At 73.2% G+C, this 15,793-nt stretch carries 19 protein-coding genes; 10 read left to right on the forward strand and 9 right to left on the reverse strand.

The window, feature by feature from the left end:
- Positions 1–2: 2 nt before the first annotated feature.
- The 3 genes from AC3ETA_RS12815 (at position 3) to AC3ETA_RS12825 (ending at position 1,087) form a co-directional block, all read left to right on the forward strand.
- Positions 3–410 carry a Zn-ribbon domain-containing OB-fold protein gene (locus AC3ETA_RS12815; protein ID WP_432192975.1) on the forward strand — a complete coding sequence of 136 codons (408 nt, stop codon included), beginning with the start codon at positions 3–5 and terminating at the stop codon, positions 408–410.
- 83 nt (positions 411–493) lie between these two features.
- A complete protein-coding gene (locus AC3ETA_RS12820) occupies positions 494–676 on the forward strand; it encodes a GNAT family N-acetyltransferase (protein WP_432192976.1) in 183 nt (60 codons plus the stop codon).
- A gap of 132 nt (positions 677–808) precedes the next feature.
- Positions 809–1,087 (forward strand): alpha/beta hydrolase, encoded by a 279-nt coding sequence (locus AC3ETA_RS12825; protein ID WP_432192977.1) that lies wholly within the window; start codon positions 809–811, stop codon positions 1,085–1,087.
- A 69-nt stretch (positions 1,088–1,156) separates the two neighbouring features.
- Here the strand turns inward: AC3ETA_RS12825 and AC3ETA_RS12830 are convergent, their stop codons facing one another.
- From AC3ETA_RS12830 to AC3ETA_RS12840, 3 genes are read right to left on the reverse strand one after another with little or no spacing between them, the layout of a single operon-like run.
- Complete coding sequence (locus AC3ETA_RS12830) at positions 1,157–1,813, reverse strand: pyridoxine/pyridoxamine 5'-phosphate oxidase (protein ID WP_432192978.1); 657 nt, start codon at positions 1,811–1,813, stop codon at positions 1,157–1,159.
- 26 nt (positions 1,814–1,839) lie between these two features.
- A complete protein-coding gene (locus tag AC3ETA_RS12835; RefSeq protein WP_432192979.1) occupies positions 1,840–2,265 on the reverse strand; it encodes a pyridoxamine 5'-phosphate oxidase family protein in 426 nt (141 codons plus the stop codon).
- Positions 2,266–2,297: 32 nt separating this feature from the next.
- Positions 2,298–3,476 carry a thiolase C-terminal domain-containing protein gene (locus tag AC3ETA_RS12840; protein ID WP_432192980.1) on the reverse strand — a complete coding sequence of 393 codons (1,179 nt, stop codon included), beginning with the start codon at positions 3,474–3,476 and terminating at the stop codon, positions 2,298–2,300.
- A 91-nt stretch (positions 3,477–3,567) separates the two neighbouring features.
- Here AC3ETA_RS12840 and AC3ETA_RS12845 point away from each other — a divergent pair, with 91 nt between their 5' ends.
- Together AC3ETA_RS12845 and AC3ETA_RS12850 are read left to right on the forward strand one after the other, a co-directional pair.
- Positions 3,568–4,845, forward strand: coding sequence for an acyl-CoA dehydrogenase family protein (locus AC3ETA_RS12845; protein WP_432192981.1), 1,278 nt, complete (start codon positions 3,568–3,570; stop codon positions 4,843–4,845).
- Positions 4,842–5,339 carry a nitroreductase/quinone reductase family protein gene (locus tag AC3ETA_RS12850; protein WP_432192982.1) on the forward strand — a complete coding sequence of 166 codons (498 nt, stop codon included), beginning with the start codon at positions 4,842–4,844 and terminating at the stop codon, positions 5,337–5,339. The genes AC3ETA_RS12845 and AC3ETA_RS12850 overlap by 4 nt, the downstream gene beginning before the upstream one ends.
- A 3-nt stretch (positions 5,340–5,342) precedes the next feature.
- Here AC3ETA_RS12850 and AC3ETA_RS12855 read toward each other — a convergent pair whose 3' ends face one another.
- The gene (locus AC3ETA_RS12855; protein ID WP_432192983.1) at positions 5,343–5,966 is read right to left on the reverse strand and encodes a LysE family translocator; all 624 of its coding nucleotides are present in this window, start codon (positions 5,964–5,966) and stop codon (positions 5,343–5,345) included.
- Between the two features lie 82 nt (positions 5,967–6,048).
- Between AC3ETA_RS12855 and AC3ETA_RS12860 the strand changes: the two genes are divergently transcribed.
- Positions 6,049–6,501 carry an Lrp/AsnC family transcriptional regulator gene (locus tag AC3ETA_RS12860; protein ID WP_432192984.1) on the forward strand — a complete coding sequence of 151 codons (453 nt, stop codon included), beginning with the start codon at positions 6,049–6,051 and terminating at the stop codon, positions 6,499–6,501.
- Between the two features lie 90 nt (positions 6,502–6,591).
- Here the strand turns inward: AC3ETA_RS12860 and AC3ETA_RS12865 are convergent, their stop codons facing one another.
- The gene (locus tag AC3ETA_RS12865; RefSeq protein ID WP_126898427.1) at positions 6,592–7,227 is read right to left on the reverse strand and encodes a TetR family transcriptional regulator; all 636 of its coding nucleotides are present in this window, start codon (positions 7,225–7,227) and stop codon (positions 6,592–6,594) included.
- 134 nt (positions 7,228–7,361) lie between these two features.
- Here AC3ETA_RS12865 and kbpA point away from each other — a divergent pair, with 134 nt between their 5' ends.
- The 3 genes from kbpA to AC3ETA_RS12880 all read left to right on the forward strand — a co-directional run bounded on the left by kbpA (position 7,362) and on the right by AC3ETA_RS12880 (position 11,370).
- Positions 7,362–8,099, forward strand: coding sequence for an AfsK-binding protein KbpA (kbpA, locus tag AC3ETA_RS12870; protein WP_432192985.1), 738 nt, complete (start codon positions 7,362–7,364; stop codon positions 8,097–8,099).
- Between the two features lie 227 nt (positions 8,100–8,326).
- The gene (gene afsK / locus AC3ETA_RS12875; protein ID WP_432192986.1) at positions 8,327–10,681 is read left to right on the forward strand and encodes a protein serine/threonine kinase AfsK; all 2,355 of its coding nucleotides are present in this window, start codon (positions 8,327–8,329) and stop codon (positions 10,679–10,681) included.
- Positions 10,682–10,860: 179 nt separating this feature from the next.
- Positions 10,861–11,370, forward strand: a complete 510-nt coding sequence (locus tag AC3ETA_RS12880) for a hypothetical protein (protein WP_432192987.1) — start codon at positions 10,861–10,863, stop codon at positions 11,368–11,370.
- A gap of 1 nt (position 11,371) precedes the next feature.
- On the opposite strand, the gene AC3ETA_RS12885 is transcribed toward AC3ETA_RS12880, so the two are convergent.
- From AC3ETA_RS12885 to AC3ETA_RS12895, 3 genes are read right to left on the reverse strand one after another with little or no spacing between them, the layout of a single operon-like run.
- Positions 11,372–12,142, reverse strand: coding sequence for an enoyl-CoA hydratase/isomerase family protein (locus AC3ETA_RS12885; RefSeq protein ID WP_432192988.1), 771 nt, complete (start codon positions 12,140–12,142; stop codon positions 11,372–11,374).
- Entirely contained in the window at positions 12,139–12,555 is a 417-nt protein-coding gene (locus AC3ETA_RS12890) for a Zn-ribbon domain-containing OB-fold protein (RefSeq protein ID WP_432192989.1), read from the reverse strand. Before AC3ETA_RS12890 ends, AC3ETA_RS12885 begins: the two co-directional genes overlap by 4 nt.
- Positions 12,556–12,562: 7 nt before the next feature.
- Positions 12,563–13,720 carry a lipid-transfer protein gene (locus AC3ETA_RS12895; RefSeq protein WP_432192990.1) on the reverse strand — a complete coding sequence of 386 codons (1,158 nt, stop codon included), beginning with the start codon at positions 13,718–13,720 and terminating at the stop codon, positions 12,563–12,565.
- A gap of 95 nt (positions 13,721–13,815) precedes the next feature.
- Between AC3ETA_RS12895 and AC3ETA_RS12900 the strand changes: the two genes are divergently transcribed.
- Positions 13,816–15,381, forward strand: coding sequence for a FadD3 family acyl-CoA ligase (locus AC3ETA_RS12900; protein ID WP_432192991.1), 1,566 nt, complete (start codon positions 13,816–13,818; stop codon positions 15,379–15,381).
- Positions 15,382–15,509: 128 nt separating this feature from the next.
- Here the strand turns inward: AC3ETA_RS12900 and AC3ETA_RS12905 are convergent, their stop codons facing one another.
- Positions 15,510–15,761, reverse strand: coding sequence for a hypothetical protein (locus AC3ETA_RS12905; RefSeq protein ID WP_432192992.1), 252 nt, complete (start codon positions 15,759–15,761; stop codon positions 15,510–15,512).
- Positions 15,762–15,793: the final 32 nt, after the last annotated feature.

A 15,793-nucleotide genomic window follows, 5' to 3' on the forward strand; every position in this document is an offset into this window, starting at 1 on the left:
CGATGAGTGAGTCGCGCTACGACCTTCCGGAGGCGGACGCCTTCACCCGTACCTACTGGGACGCGGCCGCGCAGGGGCGGCTGCTGATCCGCCGCTGCCACGGCTGCGGACGCGCCCACCACTACCCCCGCGAGTTCTGCCCCCACTGCTGGAGCGAGGACGTCGTCTGGGAACCGGCCTGCGGTCGCGCCACCCTCTACACCTGGTCCGTCGTGCACCGCAACGACCTGCCGCCCTTCGGCCGGCGGACGCCGTACGTCGCCGCCGTCGTCGATCTCGCCGAAGGCCCCCGCATGATGACCGAGCTGGTCGAGTGCGCGGACCCCGGGCTGCTGCGGGCCGGGACGGAACTGGAGGCCGTCTTCCGGGACGGGGTGCCGGTGTTCCGGCCCGAAGCGGTGCGGAGCTGATCGTCGGGCGGTTTCAATGAGCCCGTGGCCATCGCCGGCGGATCACATCACCCCCACCCCCAACCCCTCCCATCAACCGGGTCATGAGCTCCGCCCGCGTCGGCTGCGCGGGCGCGGTCACCGCGGCGGTCACCCGGGCGGTGCTCGGCTCCGGGGTGCGCGAGGTGCTGCTCTTCACCGACCTCGACGATCCGACCAGCAACGGCCTCTACCAGCGCATCGGATACCGGGCGGTGGCCGACTTCGCCACCTACGAGTTCCGGTGAGGGCGGGGCCCGCAGTGCGGCGTCCAGGAGCGGGCGGGGCCCGCAGTGCGGCGTCCAGGAGCGGGCGGGGCCTCCGGCTCGGTGCCCACCCGCGCGAACGGTTCTTCGGCCGGCGACCTCTTGAAGGAGACGGTGCGGAGCCCCTCGCGGTTGTGCGGCTCGGGGACCATCCGGTGCGGGCGGCCGTCCATCCATGGACGGAGCAAATCCGCCTCATCGCTGGTCACCGTCCTCGGCGGCGTAGGGCACGGCATCTACGGCTCCAAGTCCTGCGCGGACCGGACGGCGACGGCGTATCCGACGACCGGGAAGCCGCCGTCGAAGGACGCGACGTGCAAGGCCGCGCCGGCGGCCCGTGAGCGTGCGAACTCGCTGCCGCTGCCGACGCCGCGAGGTGGTGTGCCGCGGTAGGCCGTCGATCGGCTGCGGGGACGTCGTGGCTGGTCGCGCAGTTCCCCGCGCCCCCAAAGACAGGGGCGCTCAGGGCCAGAGCAGCTGTTTCGCCCACCCCTCCTCCGTACGGCGATACCGCAGCCGTACGTGACGGCGGGCCGCGTCGCCCTGGAAGAACTCGGCCTCCACCGGACGCAGGCGGTACAGCGTCCAGGACGGGACCGGGGCGTCCGGCTCGTCCCGGGCCCGTTCCCAGGCCGCCCGCGACTCGCGTGCCAACTCCGCCAGGGAGCCCAGCACTTCGCTCTGCCTGCCGGTCAGGGCCGCCGCCAGCGCGCCGGTGGAGCGGGCGTGCAGATCGGCCTGGGACTCCGCGGACGGGGCCGCCGTCACGGGGCCCCGCAGCCGCACCTGGCGGCCCTGCGCGGGCCAGTAGAAGCCGAGGGCCGCGTGCGGGCGGGTGGCGAGCTGACGGCCCTTGCTGCTGCCCACGTGCGTGGCGAAGGACCAGCCGGACGCGTCGGCGCCGTGCATCATCACGGTCCGTACGTCCGGCAGCCCGGCCTCGTCCACCGTGGCGAGGGACATCGTGTGCGGCTCCACCTGCCCGGCCGCCACCGCCTCGGCGAACCAGGCCGTGAACAGCGCGAGGGGGTCGGCGGGCGCGGCCGCCGGGTCGAAGGACGGCAGCTCGACGTCCCACACCCGAAGCGACCTCAGCAAGTCGTGAAGATCCGTTCCCATGCCCCGATTGTCACGCGGGCGCCGGCTCACACCTGACCGAGGTCCGACGACACCCACCGCTCGGGCCGCATGTGCACGACCACCTGCTCGCCGTGGTTCTTCCAGGCGAAGTCGACATAGCCGTCGACCTTCTCGGCGGGGAGGTAGCGGGCGGAGAGCTCCCGCAGCTGTTCGAGGGTGGCGGGGACGGTGCTGACGACCGGCCCCTCCACCGACACGTACCGGATCGTGGGCTCCAGCCGGTCGACCATCAGGGACAGCCGGCCCGCCGCCTGGATCAGCTCGTTCTTGCGCGAGTCGAGGCCGGTCATGATCCACAGGTCGCCGCCGGGTTCGTACTGGTACCAGATCGGCACGGTCAGCGGCGCGCGCCCGGTGCCCGCGTCGACCGCCAGCGCGGCGACATGGGGTTCGGCCAGGAACTCTTCACGCTCTTCGCGGGTCAGTGCCATGCCGGTTCCTCCCGGTCGGGTCGACGTACGTCTCAGTCCCTCCCCAGTACCAACGTCCCCGAGGAGCAGAACCATCCCCCCGTGGCCGAAGCCACCCCCAGACGGGGTGGTTCGCCGCGCCCGCCCGGCCCCCGCACCTGACGGTCCCCGCCCTCCCCGCGCAGCTGCCGTACCGCCTCGACCAGCAGAAACAGCCCGCGCATCCCGGGATGCTGGGCGGAAAGACCGCCCCCGTCGGTGTTCACCGGCAGCTCCCCGCCCCGCACCAGCAGCCGCCCCTTCTCCACGAACGCCCCGCCCTCGCCCTTCCCGCAGAAGCCGAGGTCCTCCAGCGTCACCAGCGTCATGTAGGTGAAGGCGTCGTAGATCTCCGCGAAGTCGATCTCCTCGGGCCGCACCCCCGCCCGCTCGAAGGCCAGCCGTCCGCTGACCGCCGCCGGGCCGGTCGTGAAGTCCGGCCACTGGGACATCGCGGAGTGCGAGACGTGCTCCCCGGCGCCGAGGACCCACACGGGCGAGGTACGGCAGTCCCGTACGAGTTCCTCCGCGGCCAGCAGCACCGCCGCGCCGCCGTCGGAGCGGACGCAGCAGTGCAGCTTGGTGAAGGGGGCCGCGATCACCGGGCCCGACAGGACGTCGTCCACGGTGATCGGGTCGCGGAACATGGCCTCGGGGTTCAGGGCGGCGTTCGCGCGCGCCTGGACCGCCACCTGCGCCAACTGCTCGATCGTGGTGCCGTGTTCGAGCATGTGACGGCGGGCCGCCATGGCGTACTTGGCGATGAGGGTGTGGCCGTAGGGCACCTCGAACTGCAGGGGGCCCCGGGAGCCGAAGGACAGGTTCCCGGTCCGCCGGCCCGCCTTGATGTCGGCGCGGGCCGTCGAGCCGTACACCAGCAGCACCGCTCTCGCGTGCCCCGCGGCTATCGCGTCCGCCGCGTGGGCCGCCATGACCTCCCAGGTGGCGCCGCCGACGGAGGTGGAGTCGACCCAGGTCGGGCGCAGCCCCAGATACTCGGCCACCTCCACGGGGGCGAGTGTGCCGAGACCGGCGGACGCGAAGCCGTCCACCACCGCGCGGCCGAGCCCCGCGTCGGCCAGCGCCCGGCGGGCCGCCTGGGCGTGCAGGGCGTACGGCGTGGCGTCGTCGACCCGGCCGCAGTCGGACAGGGCCACTCCGACGACGGCGACTTTCCGGCTCCCGGGAGTCATGCGAGGCCTCCAAACCTCTGTGCATCTCGCTACGGCCCTCCTAATATGACGGCCCGTCAGATCAGAGGGGAAGAGCCGGAGGGAAGAGCCCATGGACGCCAGCTTCACCCCCGAGCAGGACGAGATCCGCCGCACCCTGCGCGAGCTGCTGCACGACCGCTGCGGACCCCGGGAGCTGCGCGCGGCCCTCGGCACGTCCGCCGGACACGACCCCGGCCTGTGGACCGCCCTCGCCGAACAGCTCGGCCTGCCCGGACTCGCCCTGCCGGAGGCGTACGGCGGTGTCGGCTGCTCGGCGACCGAACTCGCCCTGGCCTGCGAGGAGACGGGCCGCGCGCTGGCCCCGTCCCCGCTGCTGGCCACCACCGTCCTCGCGGCCCCGCTGATCGCCGCCCTCGGCACCGACGCCCGGCGCGCCGAGCTGCTGCCCCGCCTGGCCTCCGGCAGGCTCACCGCCGCCCTCGCCGTCCCGGGCGCCGCACTGGCCGCCGCCCTCGCCCTCACCGGCGGCAACGGCGGCGACTGGGCCGGCGGCGGGCGCGCCGGGGGCGTGCAGGCGCGGCGGACGGAGGACGGCTGGCGGCTCTACGGGCAGGTCGACCAGGTGCTGGACGGACACAGCGCCGGACTGCTGCTGGTCGCCGCGCACGCCGGGGGGTTCGCGCGGTCACGGACGCTGCTGTTCCTGGTGCCGGAGGACGCCGCCGGGGTCGTGCGCGTACGGCAGACCGCACTGGACGCGACCCGGCCGCAGGGCCTGATCCAACTCCGCGACGTGCGAGCCGAGTTGCTGGGCGACGAGGACGGCCGGACGGTCCTGCCGGCTCTCGCGTCGGTCGGCGACACGGCTGCCGCGGTCCTCGCGTGCGAGGCCGTGGGAGCCGCCGACCGGGCTCTGGAGCGGACCGTGGAGCATGTCGGACAGCGCGAGCAGTTCGGCCGGGCGATCGGTTCCTTCCAGGCGGTGAAGCACCGCCTGGCGGACGCGTACGTACAGATCCAGGCGGCCCGCTCGGCGGCGTACTACGCGGCATGGGCGGCAACGCCCTCGAAGGGCGCGGGCAGTGTCGATATGCGGCTCCGCCGCGTGGCCGCGACCGGCCCCGGCGGACCCGCGGCCGACGAACAACCCGGCACGGCCCCACCCGCGGCGCGCCTCGCCCTCGCCCAGGCCCTCGAAGCCCTCCGTACCGCCGCCGCCGAAGGCATCCAGCTCCACGGCGGCATCGGATTCACCTGGGAGCACGAGGCGCACCTGTACTTCAAGCGGGCCGCGGGCGACGAGCTTCTCTTCGGCCCCGTCCACCGGCTGCGGGCGCACGCCGCCGACGCCGCCGGGCTCTTCGACGCCCAGGAGGTGGCGGTGTGATCGGCGTGCCCGTGGTCGTACGGGCGGTGCAGCGGGTGTCCTCCACGCGGGGCTTCGCCAAGGTCGCCCCGCATGTCGTCCCGGCCCTGGACCGTGCCGTGCACCGCCTCACCCGCGGCAAGGTGCTGCTCAGCGCCCAGATGCTGCCCGGCGTGATCCTGACCTCCACCGGCGCCCGCAGCGGCCTGCCCCGCCGCGCGCCGCTGGCCTGCATGCCCGAGGAGGACGGCCGTTCCTGGATCCTGGTCGGCTCCAACTTCGGCCGCCCCGGACACCCCTCCTGGACCCACAACCTGCTCGCCCACCCCGACGCCGAGGTCAGCTGGAAGGGCCGCGACATCCCCGTCACGGCCCGGCTGCTGGAAGGGGAGGAGCGGGCGGCGGTGTGGAGGACGGCACTGGCGTTCTGGCCGCCGTACGCGACGTACCAGGCACGGGTGGACCGGGAGATCAGGCTGTTCCGGATCGTCCGCAAGGAGCCCGCGCGGTCGTGACTGCTACAGCGTCGCCAGGCGCTGGACCAGCAGGAACGCGCCGATCCCGAGCATCGCCGCGCCCGAGGTGCGGGCGACCGCGCGGGCCGCAGTCGGGCGGGCGCCGAGGACCGCCCGGGCCGTGCGGCCGACCGTGAGGTAGACGGCGGCGCAGCAGGCCATGTGGAGCAGCCCGAGGACGGCGGTCTGGGCGGGGACCGGCAGGTGGTCGCCCTTCGTCAGCAGGAACTGCGGCAGCACCGACAGGTAGAGCAGCAGGCCCTTGGGGTTCAGGCCGCTGATCGTCGCGCCGCGCAGGAAGGCGCGGGCCGGGCTCGCGGCCACGGTCTCCTCGGCCGCGCCCGGCGTGCCCGGACGGCGCAGCACGCTCCACCCCAGCCACACCAGGTACGCGGCGCCGGCGGCGGTCAGCGCGGTGAGCAGACCCGGCTCGCCCGCCACCAGCACCGCGAGGCCGGCCACCGCCAGGACGGTGTGCAGCGCGTACCCGGTGACCAGCCCCGCCACCGCCGTCACCGGCGAGCGGTCGCGCAGCCCGGCCGATATCGCGTACGCCCAGTCGGCGCCCGGCACGCAGACGAGCAGCAGGTCGATGGCGAGGAAGGAGAGGAGCAGTCCGGAGTCCATGGTGGGGACATTAGGCGGGAATGGCCCGAAAGTGTTGTCGAAGTTTGCCCATGATCCAGGGTTGTGGGGGAAGATCTGCCTCATGGACGACGTGGACAGACAGATTCTTGCCGAGCTCCAGCGGGACGGGCGGCTGACCGTGACCGAGCTGGCCGCGCGGGTGCGGCTCAGCGTCTCGCCGTGTCACCGGCGGCTGCGGGAGCTGGAGCGGTCCGGCGCCATCAGCGGGTACCGGGCCGTCGTGGAGCCGGCCGCCGTGGGGCTGAACTTCGAGGCGCTGGTCTTCGTGTCCATGCGGCAGGAGGACCGGGACACGGTCGCCGGGTTCGAGGGCGCTCTCGCGGACATCCCGCACGTGGTGGAGGCGCAGCGGCTGTTCGGGGAGCCGGACTATCTGCTGCGGGTGGTCGCCGCGGACCTCGCCGCCTATCAACGGCTGTACGACGAGCGGCTGGCCACGCTGCCGGGGGTGCAGCGGCTTACCTCGACGCTGGTGATGAAACACGTGGTGGACGACCGGCCCCTGCCGGCGTGATGTGAGCCGCCGTGAACGGGCGGCAGGCGGCGGCCCCACGTGGACCACTGCCCGCCAGACAGGACTTGGTGACGTGAAAGGAAAGCGCCGCTACTTCGTCGGCTTCTTGCCGGTCACGCCCAGGTGCACCAACAGCGCCAGGTTCGGCTTGAGTTCGGCCTGCTTCACACCCCAGGTCTGGAACCCCTTCTGGTGCGAGGCCACCGCCGCGAGCATCGCGACGAGTGAACCCGCGACCGCGGCCGGGTTGACGTCCTTGTCGACCTTGCCCTTGGACTGGAGCTGAGTGACGGCTTCGGCAAGGGAGTTGTTGACGGAGTTCAGGATCTTCATACGGATCTTGTAGAAGCGTTTGTCGCCCTCGGACGCACCGAGGTCGACGACCCTGAGGATCGCGTCGTTCTTCCGCCAGAACTCCAGGAAGCCGTCGACGAGTTCCTGTGCCGTCTGCCAGCCGGCCTTGCCGACCCAGCTGCGGCCCTCGACGAGCTCGGTCAAGGAGGCGCCCTCGGCGGCCATTTGCTCGGCGATCTCCAGGACGGCGCCCTCGACGTCCGGGAAATACTGGTAGAAGGTGGCGGGCGAAGTGCCCGCCTTCCGGGCGACATCGATGACTTTGACGTCCCGGTACGGGGAAGAGCTGAGCATCTCGCTGAGGCAGTCGAGCAGCTTCTGCCGGGTCGCCTGCCCACGCCGGCCGGCCACGCGGCCGTCGACGGTACGCACTTGTCCTGTCATGCCGTCAGCTTACCGAGGGGTGATCGGAGCGCGATTCGGCCGACTGCAAATGGGGTGCACGAGGAGCGCGAGCCTGGTGTGCCTGGTCTGCGGGGTGTGGCGGAGACGGCTACTTTTGCCGCATGGCCGAAAACAGGGCATCCGCGAACGGAACGGGATACACGGAGGGCGTCCCGTGCTGGGTCGACGCACAGCTCGCCGACGTACCGGCGGGCGAGCGCTTCTACGGTGAGCTCTTCGGGTGGGACTTCGAGGAGGCGTACGACTCCACCGTGTGGGCCCGCCTCGACGGCGACCGCGTCGCCTCGCTCTCCCGCAAGACGGACGGGCGGATGCCCACCGTGTGGACGGTGTACTTCGCCACCCCGGACGCGGTGGGGCTGGCCGGGCGGATCCGGAACGCCGGCGGGCAGGTGGTCACCTCGCCGGCTCCGGTCGGGCCGGACCTGGGGACGGCCGCGCTGGTCACCGATCCCGAGGGCGCGGTCTTCGGGCTGTGGCAGGCGGACGGGCACACCGGATTCGGGCGCCGGCACAAGGCCGGCAGCTTCGTCTGGGCCGAGCTGTACGCCCGCGACACCGAGGCCGCCAACACCTTCTACGGCGGGCTCTTCCACGACGCCCTGTTCGGCCCCGACGCCGAGCCGGACTTCGGCCGGGCGGCCGTGGGCGAGGTGTTCCCGGCGATGATGCCGCCTCATTTCGTCGTCCACTTCCGGGTGGCGGACTGTGCTGAGATCCTCGGCACGGTGAACCGGCTCGGCGGGCGGGTGCAGGTGCCGCCCTTCGAGACGTCGTACGGGACGGTCGCCGTGGTCAGCGACGACCAGGGGGCCTCGTTCGCGGTCCTGGAACGCTGACGGCGCCTCGGCATTCCGGCGTCCCACCATGCGAACCGGCGGTGTCCATGGACGCCGGAGTGTGGTTTTGTCCCAAGACACCCCGTTCCGCCCTCGGGTTCGCAACCACGCCCTCGGACAGGAAGAATCGGGGTGCGTGCCGCCAAGGCGGTGCGGTGGTGAGACGCTGCACGGGGTCGCGTACATATGTGGGTGGACGGGGCCCGTACGGGGAGGTGGCAGGCAGAGTGGTGGATCAGCTGACGCAGCACGATCCGCGCAGGATCGGGCCGTTCGAGGTGCTCGGACGGCTGGGTGCCGGCGGCATGGGGCTGGTCTATCTCGCGCGCTCGGCTTCGGGCCGGCGCGTGGCGATCAAGACCGTCCGCACGGAGCTCGCCGAGGACCAGCTGTTCCGCGTCCGCTTCACGCGTGAGGTGGAGGCGGCCCGGGCGGTCTCCGGTTTCTACACGGCCGCGGTCGTCGACGCCGACCCGCGCGCCGCCGTGCCGTGGCTGGCCACCGCCTACGTTCCCGCGCCCTCCCTCGAGGAGATAGTGAACGAGTGCGGGCCGCTGCCGGCCCAGGCGGTGCGCTGGCTGGCGGCCGGTGTGGCGGAGGCCCTCCAGTCGATCCACGGCGCCGGGCTCGTGCACCGCGACCTGAAGCCGTCCAACGTGCTCGTGGTCGAGGACGGCCCCCGCGTCATCGACTTCGGTATCGCGTCCGGCGTGTCGAACACTCGTTTGACGATGACCAACGTCGCCGTCGGCACACCCGCCTACATGTCGCCGGAGCAGGCGAAGGACTCCCGTAGCGTCACGGGCGCGAGCGACGTCTTCTCGCTGGGCTCGATGCTGGTGTTCGCCGCCACCGGACACCCCCCGTTCCACGGCGCCAACCCGGTCGAGACGGTCTTCATGCTGCTGCGCGAGGGCCCGGACCTGGAGGGACTCCCGGACGAGCTGCGCCCGCTGATCGAGTCCCTGATGCAGATGGAGGCCACCGCCCGGCCCAACCCGGCCGACCTCCAGGCCCAGCTCGCGCCGCACCTCTTCGGCTCGGGCTCCGACGACAGCGGTACGGCGTCCGCGTGGCTGCCCGAGCGCGCCGTGGGCCTGATCGAGACGCGCAGAGGCGGCCGACCCGCGGCCAGGCCCGCGCCCGCCTCCGGTCGCAGCGGCGGCCGTGCCGCCCCGGCGCCGCTGCCGCCCCCGCCCGCGCACGACCCGGTGGTGCCGGGCCCGCAGCCCGTCCAGGTCGGCGCCCCCGACACCGGCCCCGTCCGCCTGGCGGGCGCCGCGGTTCCCATCGGCCCCGGCCCGCGCGTGGCCGACGCCCGCGCCGCCGCCCTGAAGGCGCCCCTTCCCGAGGCCGGACTGGTCGCCTCCTGGTCCAAGCCCCGCCCCGGCGTCAACGGCACCGACCCCGCCGTCGGCCCGGCGGTGCCGCCCGTGCCCCCGGAGAACGCGGCCGGCTGGCGGCCCTGGCGTTTTCGCATGTCGAACGACGTCTGGGGCACCCCGGCCGTCGACGGCGACCTGGTCTACGTCACCTCCTTCGAGGTGCACGCCCTGGACGTGGCCACCGGCCGGCGCCGCTTCAAGACCCGTGACGTCGCCTGGTCCATGGCGGTCGCGGACGGCCGTATCCACGCCTCCGACGGGCCGACCCTGTTCGCGCTGGAGTGCCGCGAGGGCGCGGACCTGTGGCGGCTCCAGACGGACGCCTGGGTGTACTCCCTGAAGGCCGAGCGCGGCACCGTCGTCACCGGCACGCGCGGCGGCGGCGTCCAGGCCTGGGAGGCCTCCAGCGGCCAGAAGCTCTGGGAGCTCACCGGGGCGCAGACCGACTTCGAGTCCCCGGAGGCCGGGCCGGCGCTGTACGACGGCACGGTGTACGTCTGGCAGGACGCCCGGCTGCGCGCCCTGGACGCCCGTACCGGTGACGAGCGCTGGTCGTACCCGATCGGCGACGCCGCCTCCTGCGGCGGGGTGCCGGTGCGGGTGGCGCAGGCCCACGACGGCCATGTGTACGTCTCGGCCGGCACGCGCGTGCTCGCGATCGACGTGCTGAGCGGACACGTGCGCTGGCACTTCGAGGCTCCCGCGGTCTTCCTGTGCCCGCCGGCCTTCGTGCCGGGCCCGGCGGTGACCGGCGGCGGTGTGTACCTCGCCGACTACCTCGGCACGGTCTACGCGCTGGACGCCACCGACGGCCGCGACCGCTGGCGCATCGCCACCGAGTCCCGGTCCTCGATCGAGCCGGTGCTGGTGGCCGGGGGCCATGTCCACGTCGGCAGCGGCAAGGGCCTGTACACGCTGGACGCGGTCACCGGGACGCCGAAGTGGCGCTTCCAGGCGGGCGGCGACCTCGTGGGCGCCCCGTCGGTCGCCGAGGGCAGGATTCACTTCGGCTCCACCGACCACCTGCTGTACACCCTGAAGGCCGACGACGGCCGGCTGCGCTGGAAGCTCGCCACGGGCGGTGAGATCACCGGCTCCCCGGTGGTGCGGGACGGCGTGGTGTACGCGTGCAGCAAGGACCGGTGCGTGTACGCGCTGGACGCGGAGAAGGGCACGGGCACGGCGCGAACGGCGTAGCCACGGCTGTGTGACGGCCGTCGTGCCGGTGCACGGAAGGGGCCGGACGGCGGCCGTCCCAGGGGAGCGGCCATCTTCACCGCCCTTGCACGAGACGCTACGCCGGGTGAGCGCTCACCGCCATGCGGCCGCTGCTAACGTGACGTGTTCACGATCGCGACAACGGGGGTTGAAACACCGTGAAGCTTCGCCATGTCCGCGCACTGGCCGTCTTCGCCTGCGTACTGGTCGCCCTGACCGGAGCCCGGCGCTCGCACGGCGGCGGGTGCGACGACAGCTCCGGCTCCGGCAGCTCGTCGAGCAGTTCGGGCGGCAGCACCCATCACTACGACGACGATGACGACTACGACACCGGGTCCTCGTCGGGTGGCGGCTCGTCCGCGACCGCGTCCGCGGAGCCGACGAGCGACGTGCGGATCACCAGCTGTGCGTACGACCCGAGCCGGGGCATGGTCGCCCGCGTCGAGGCGGCCAACACCAACACCTTCACCACGTACACCTACGAGTTCGACGTGGTCTTCAAGGACCCCGACGGCGCGCCTGTGCGCACCAGGTCGTCCGCCATCCCGTACGTCGCGGCCGGCTCCACCGAGACCCTGGACGTGGCCGCCGCCTACGTCGCCGACCCGGGCGCGAACACCGCCGGTGTCACCTGCGCCCTGGACGACGTGACGCGCGAGGCGCAGTAGTTCAGCGCAGGCGGTGCTCGCGGCGCCGCGACCGGAACAGCTCCGTCTGCCGCTCGCCCGGCAGGTTCCCGAGGGCGATCAGGTGCGGTGCCTGCGCGAACGCCTGGGCGAGGGCGGCCTCCCTGGCCGCCCACAGCGCCCGCACGGTCCCCTGCACCCCGGCCGGCGGATACCCGGCGAGGACGGCCGCGCAGTCGACGGCGGCGGCCAGCGCGCCGCCCGCTTCGGTGACTTCCGAGACCAGCCCGATCTCGTGGGCCCGCCGCGCCGACAGCCGTTCCGCGCTGCCCATGAGCGCCATCCGCGCGGCCTCCCCGTACGGCATGCGCAGCGCCATCAGCATCGACTCGTAGGCGCTGACCATGCCGTAGGTGGTGTGCGGGTCGAAGAAGGCGGCGGTCGGGTCGGCGACGAGGAAGTCCGCCTCGCCGAGCAGATAGAAGGCGCCCCCGCAGGCCATGCCCCGCACGGCGGCGACGACCGGTTTCCACAGGTCGTTCGACTTCGGCCCGACCCGCAGCAGCGGATCGTCGCTCATGTAGGGGGAGTCGGGCTGCGGGACGACGGCGTCCCGGTCCAGCCCGGTGCAGAAGGCCCGCTCGCCGGCGCCGGTGAGGACGACGGCCCGTACGGTGTCGTCGAACCGCAGATCCCGCCAGGCCGCGACGAGTTCGTCCCGCATCGGCAGGTCGATGGCGTTGAGGCGGTCCGGCCGGTCGAGGGTGACGACGGCGACGGCGGTGTCCTTGTCGGTGGTGACGTCGAGGCTCATGGCCGCTCCAGGACCCACTGCACCAGCCCGGTGCCGCCGAGGACGGCCTGCACCTTGGCGCCGATGCGGATCCGCTCCGGGGAGAAGGAGCCGAGGGCCGCGCCGGGGCCGGTGACGAGGTTGCCGACCAGGCGGATGCGGGGCGCGTCGGCGAGTTCGACGACGATGACGTTGTACGGCGCCTGCGCGGCGTAGTCGGGCAGCAGGGGCGGGTGGGGGACGACGTAGGACCAGATCCGGCCGTGCCCGCTCATCAGCCGCCATTCGCTCGCGAAGGACTGGCAGTGCGGGCAGCACGGGCGGGGCGGGAAGCGGGGTTCGCCGCAGTCGGCGCAGGACTGGACGCGCAGCTCGCCCTGGGCGGCGTACTGCCAGAAGGGGGTGCCGTCGGGGTCGGTGACGGGGGAGAGCATCCTTCGGTCAACTCCTCAGGAGCAGCGCGGAGGTGGGGACGCCTTCGCCGGCGGTGACGAGACAGGTCGCGGCTCCGGGGACCTGGGCGGTGCTGGTGCCGCGGAGCTGTTTGACGCCCTCGGTGACGAGGTTGAAGCCGTGGACGTAGGCCTCGCTGAGCCCGCCGCCGCCGGTGTTCATCGGCAGCCGCCCGCCGATCTCCAGGGCGCCGCCCTCGGTGAACGCGCCGCCCTCGCCGCGCCCGCAGAAGCCGTAGCCCTCCAGCGAGAGCGGTATGAGCGCGGTGAACGCGTCGTAGATCTGGGCGACGTCCACATCCTGTGGAGTGAGGTCGGCGTGCTTCCACAGATGCCGGGCGGCGGTCCAGGCGGGGCCCGTGAGCGGGTCGTCGTTCCAGTAGTTGACCATGCCGTGGTGCTGGGCGGGCAGGCCCTGGGCGGCGGAGTGGACGTAGACGGGGGTGTGCCGGCAGTCGCGGGCGCGCTCGCGGCTGACGATCACGCACGCGAGCGCGCCGTCGGTCTCCAGGCAGTTGTCGAAGAGGCAGAGCGGCTCGCTGATCCAGCGGGAGGTCATGTACATCTCGCGGGTCAGGGGCCGGTCGTACATGATCGCGGCCGGGTTCTGGTTGGCCCGGTTGCGGCAGGCGAGGGCGACGTTGAACAGGTGGTCCCGGGTCGCGCCGTACTCGTGCATGTACCGCTGGGCGAGCATCGCGATCTCGTCGACGGGGCGCAGCAGGCCGTAGGGCCGGGTCCACTGGGCCGGGGTGGGCAGTTGGGCGGTGGTGTTCCGCCACGGCCGGGGGCCGCTGCCGCGCTTGCGGGACCGCCAGGCGACGCCGACCGTCGCCTGGCCGGTGGCGATGGCGGTGGCCAGGTGCGCGACGGTGGCGCACGAACCGCCGCCGCCGTAGCCGACCTTGCTGAAGTGGGTGAGGTCACCGAAGCCGACCGCCTTCGCCAGCTCGACCTCGTCGGTCTCCTCCATGGTGTAGGAGGCGAGGGCGTCGACCTCGCCGGGGGCGATGCCGGCGTCGTCGAGGGCGGCGAGAACGGCACGGCAGGCCAGCGTTCTCTCGTCGTCCGGGAGGTTCTTGGCGAAGGGGGTCTGTCCGATGCCGACGATCGCGGTGGCGTCCTTGAGGCCGGTGCCTGAGGTCATGCTGCGCGCACCTCCGCATGCTGAAGCGGCTGCTGACAGGGCGTCAGGCTACAGCTAATCTGACGGGTAGTCAGCTAGTGGGTCTGGAGGCCGTGGTGCGCGGTGACTTGGAGTGGGGCAGCATTCCGGAACTGGTGCGGTCCGCGGCCGAGCGGTACGCGGACGTCGAGGCGGTGGTGGAGGGCCGCAGCCGGATCACGTACGCCGAACTCGGCGCCCGTGTCGAGCGCTCGGCCGCGGCCTGCGTGGCGAACGGCATCGAGCCGGGCGACCGGGTCGCCGTCTGGGCGCCGAACACACTGGACTGGATCACGGCCGCGCTGGGCGCGGTGTCGGCCGGGGCGGTGCTGGTGCCGCTGAACACCCGCTTCAAGGGCGGCGAGGCGGCCGATGTGCTGCGCCGCAGCGGGGCCCGGCTGCTGTTCGTGACCGGCACGTTCCTGGGGACGTCGTACGTGGCGTCGCTGCGGCGGGCGGTCGCGGAGGGGCCGGGGCTGCCCGCCCTGGAGCAGGTGGTGGTGCTCTCGGACGACGCCCCCGCCGACTTCCGTACCTGGAAGGACTTCCTGGCGGGCGGCGACGGGGTGGACGGGGCCGAGGTGCGGGCGCGCGCGCAGGCCGTCGAGGGCTCCTGGGCCTCGGACATCGTCTTCACGTCCGGCACGACGGGCCGCCCCAAGGGCGCGGTGATCACCCACGCGCAGACGCTGCGGGCGTACGAGGTGTGGAGCGACCTGGCCGGACTGCGGCGGGGCGACCGCTATCTGATCGTGAACCCCTTCTTCCACACCTTCGGCTACAAGGCCGGGGTGATCGCCTGTCTGATGCGGGGCGCGACGATGATCCCGCAGCCCGTCTTCAACGTCGGCACGGCGCTCGCGAACATCGCGGCGGAACGGGTGTCGGTGCTGCCGGGACCGCCGACCCTGCACCAGTCGCTCCTTGACCACCCGGCCCGCGACGCGCACGACCTCTCGGCGCTGCGGCTGGTGGTCACGGGCGCCGCGGTCGTGCCCCTGCAACTGGTGGAGCGGCTGCGCGGGGAGCTCGGCGTGGAGACGGTCCTGACGGCGTACGGCCTGTCGGAGGCCGGCGGCATCGTCACGATGTGCCGGCGCGGCGACGACCCGACGGTCATCGCGTCGACGTCGGGCCGCGCGATACCGGGCACGGAGATCCGCGTCGAGGCACCGCCCGGCGAACCCGGCGAGGTGCTGGTCCGCGGCTTCAACGTCATGCGGGGCTACTACGAGGACGCGGCGGCCACGGCCGAGGTGCTGACGGAGGACGGCTGGCTGCGCACCGGCGACGTGGGCGTGCTGGACGACGGCGGCAACCTGCGCATCACCGACCGCATCAAGGACATGTTCATCGTCGGCGGCTTCAACGCCTACCCCGCGGAGATCGAGCAGATGCTGGGGCTGCACCCCGATGTCGCCGACGTCGCGGTGATCGGCGTGCCGGACGCGCGGCTGGGGGAGGCCGGGAAGGCGTTCGTGGTGCGGCGGCCGGGTGCCGTGCTGACCGGGGACGACCTGATCGCCTGGGCGCGGCGGGAGATGGCGAACTACAAGGTGCCGCGGGTGGTGGAGTTCGTGGGCGAACTGCCGCGGAACGCGAGCGGGAAGGTGGTCAAGGGGGAGCTGCGGGGGAGGGCTTGAGGAGTCGGCTGTCCTCTCCGCTCACCGGTGGCGCCGACGCGCCGCGGATCGGAGCGGGCGGCATTCCGCCACAGACGGTCAACCGGGCGCCCGGACGAGGAGCCGGCCGTTCTCTTCGCTCCCTTCGCTCACCCGGCGGCGCCGACGCGCCGCGGGCCGTGGCGGGGACGCTCGACCTGTGCGGTGAGCAGGCCGCGCACGGGTGCGGTGGGGTGTCCGCCGCGGTACGTGGCCGCGGCCGGCACGGCGACGAGCAGCCCGATCGGCAGATCCGGCCGGGTCCGCAAGTCCCGCGGCCGGCCCCGTACGGGCACGACCAGGACGGTGATCCCGAGCAGCGCGGCGAGCCGGGTCGGCGTCAGGATGCCGGCGAGTGCCATGACACCCGGGCGCGCCGGCCGGGTGAGGCGAC

This window comes from Streptomyces sp. bgisy027, from assembly GCF_057710365.1.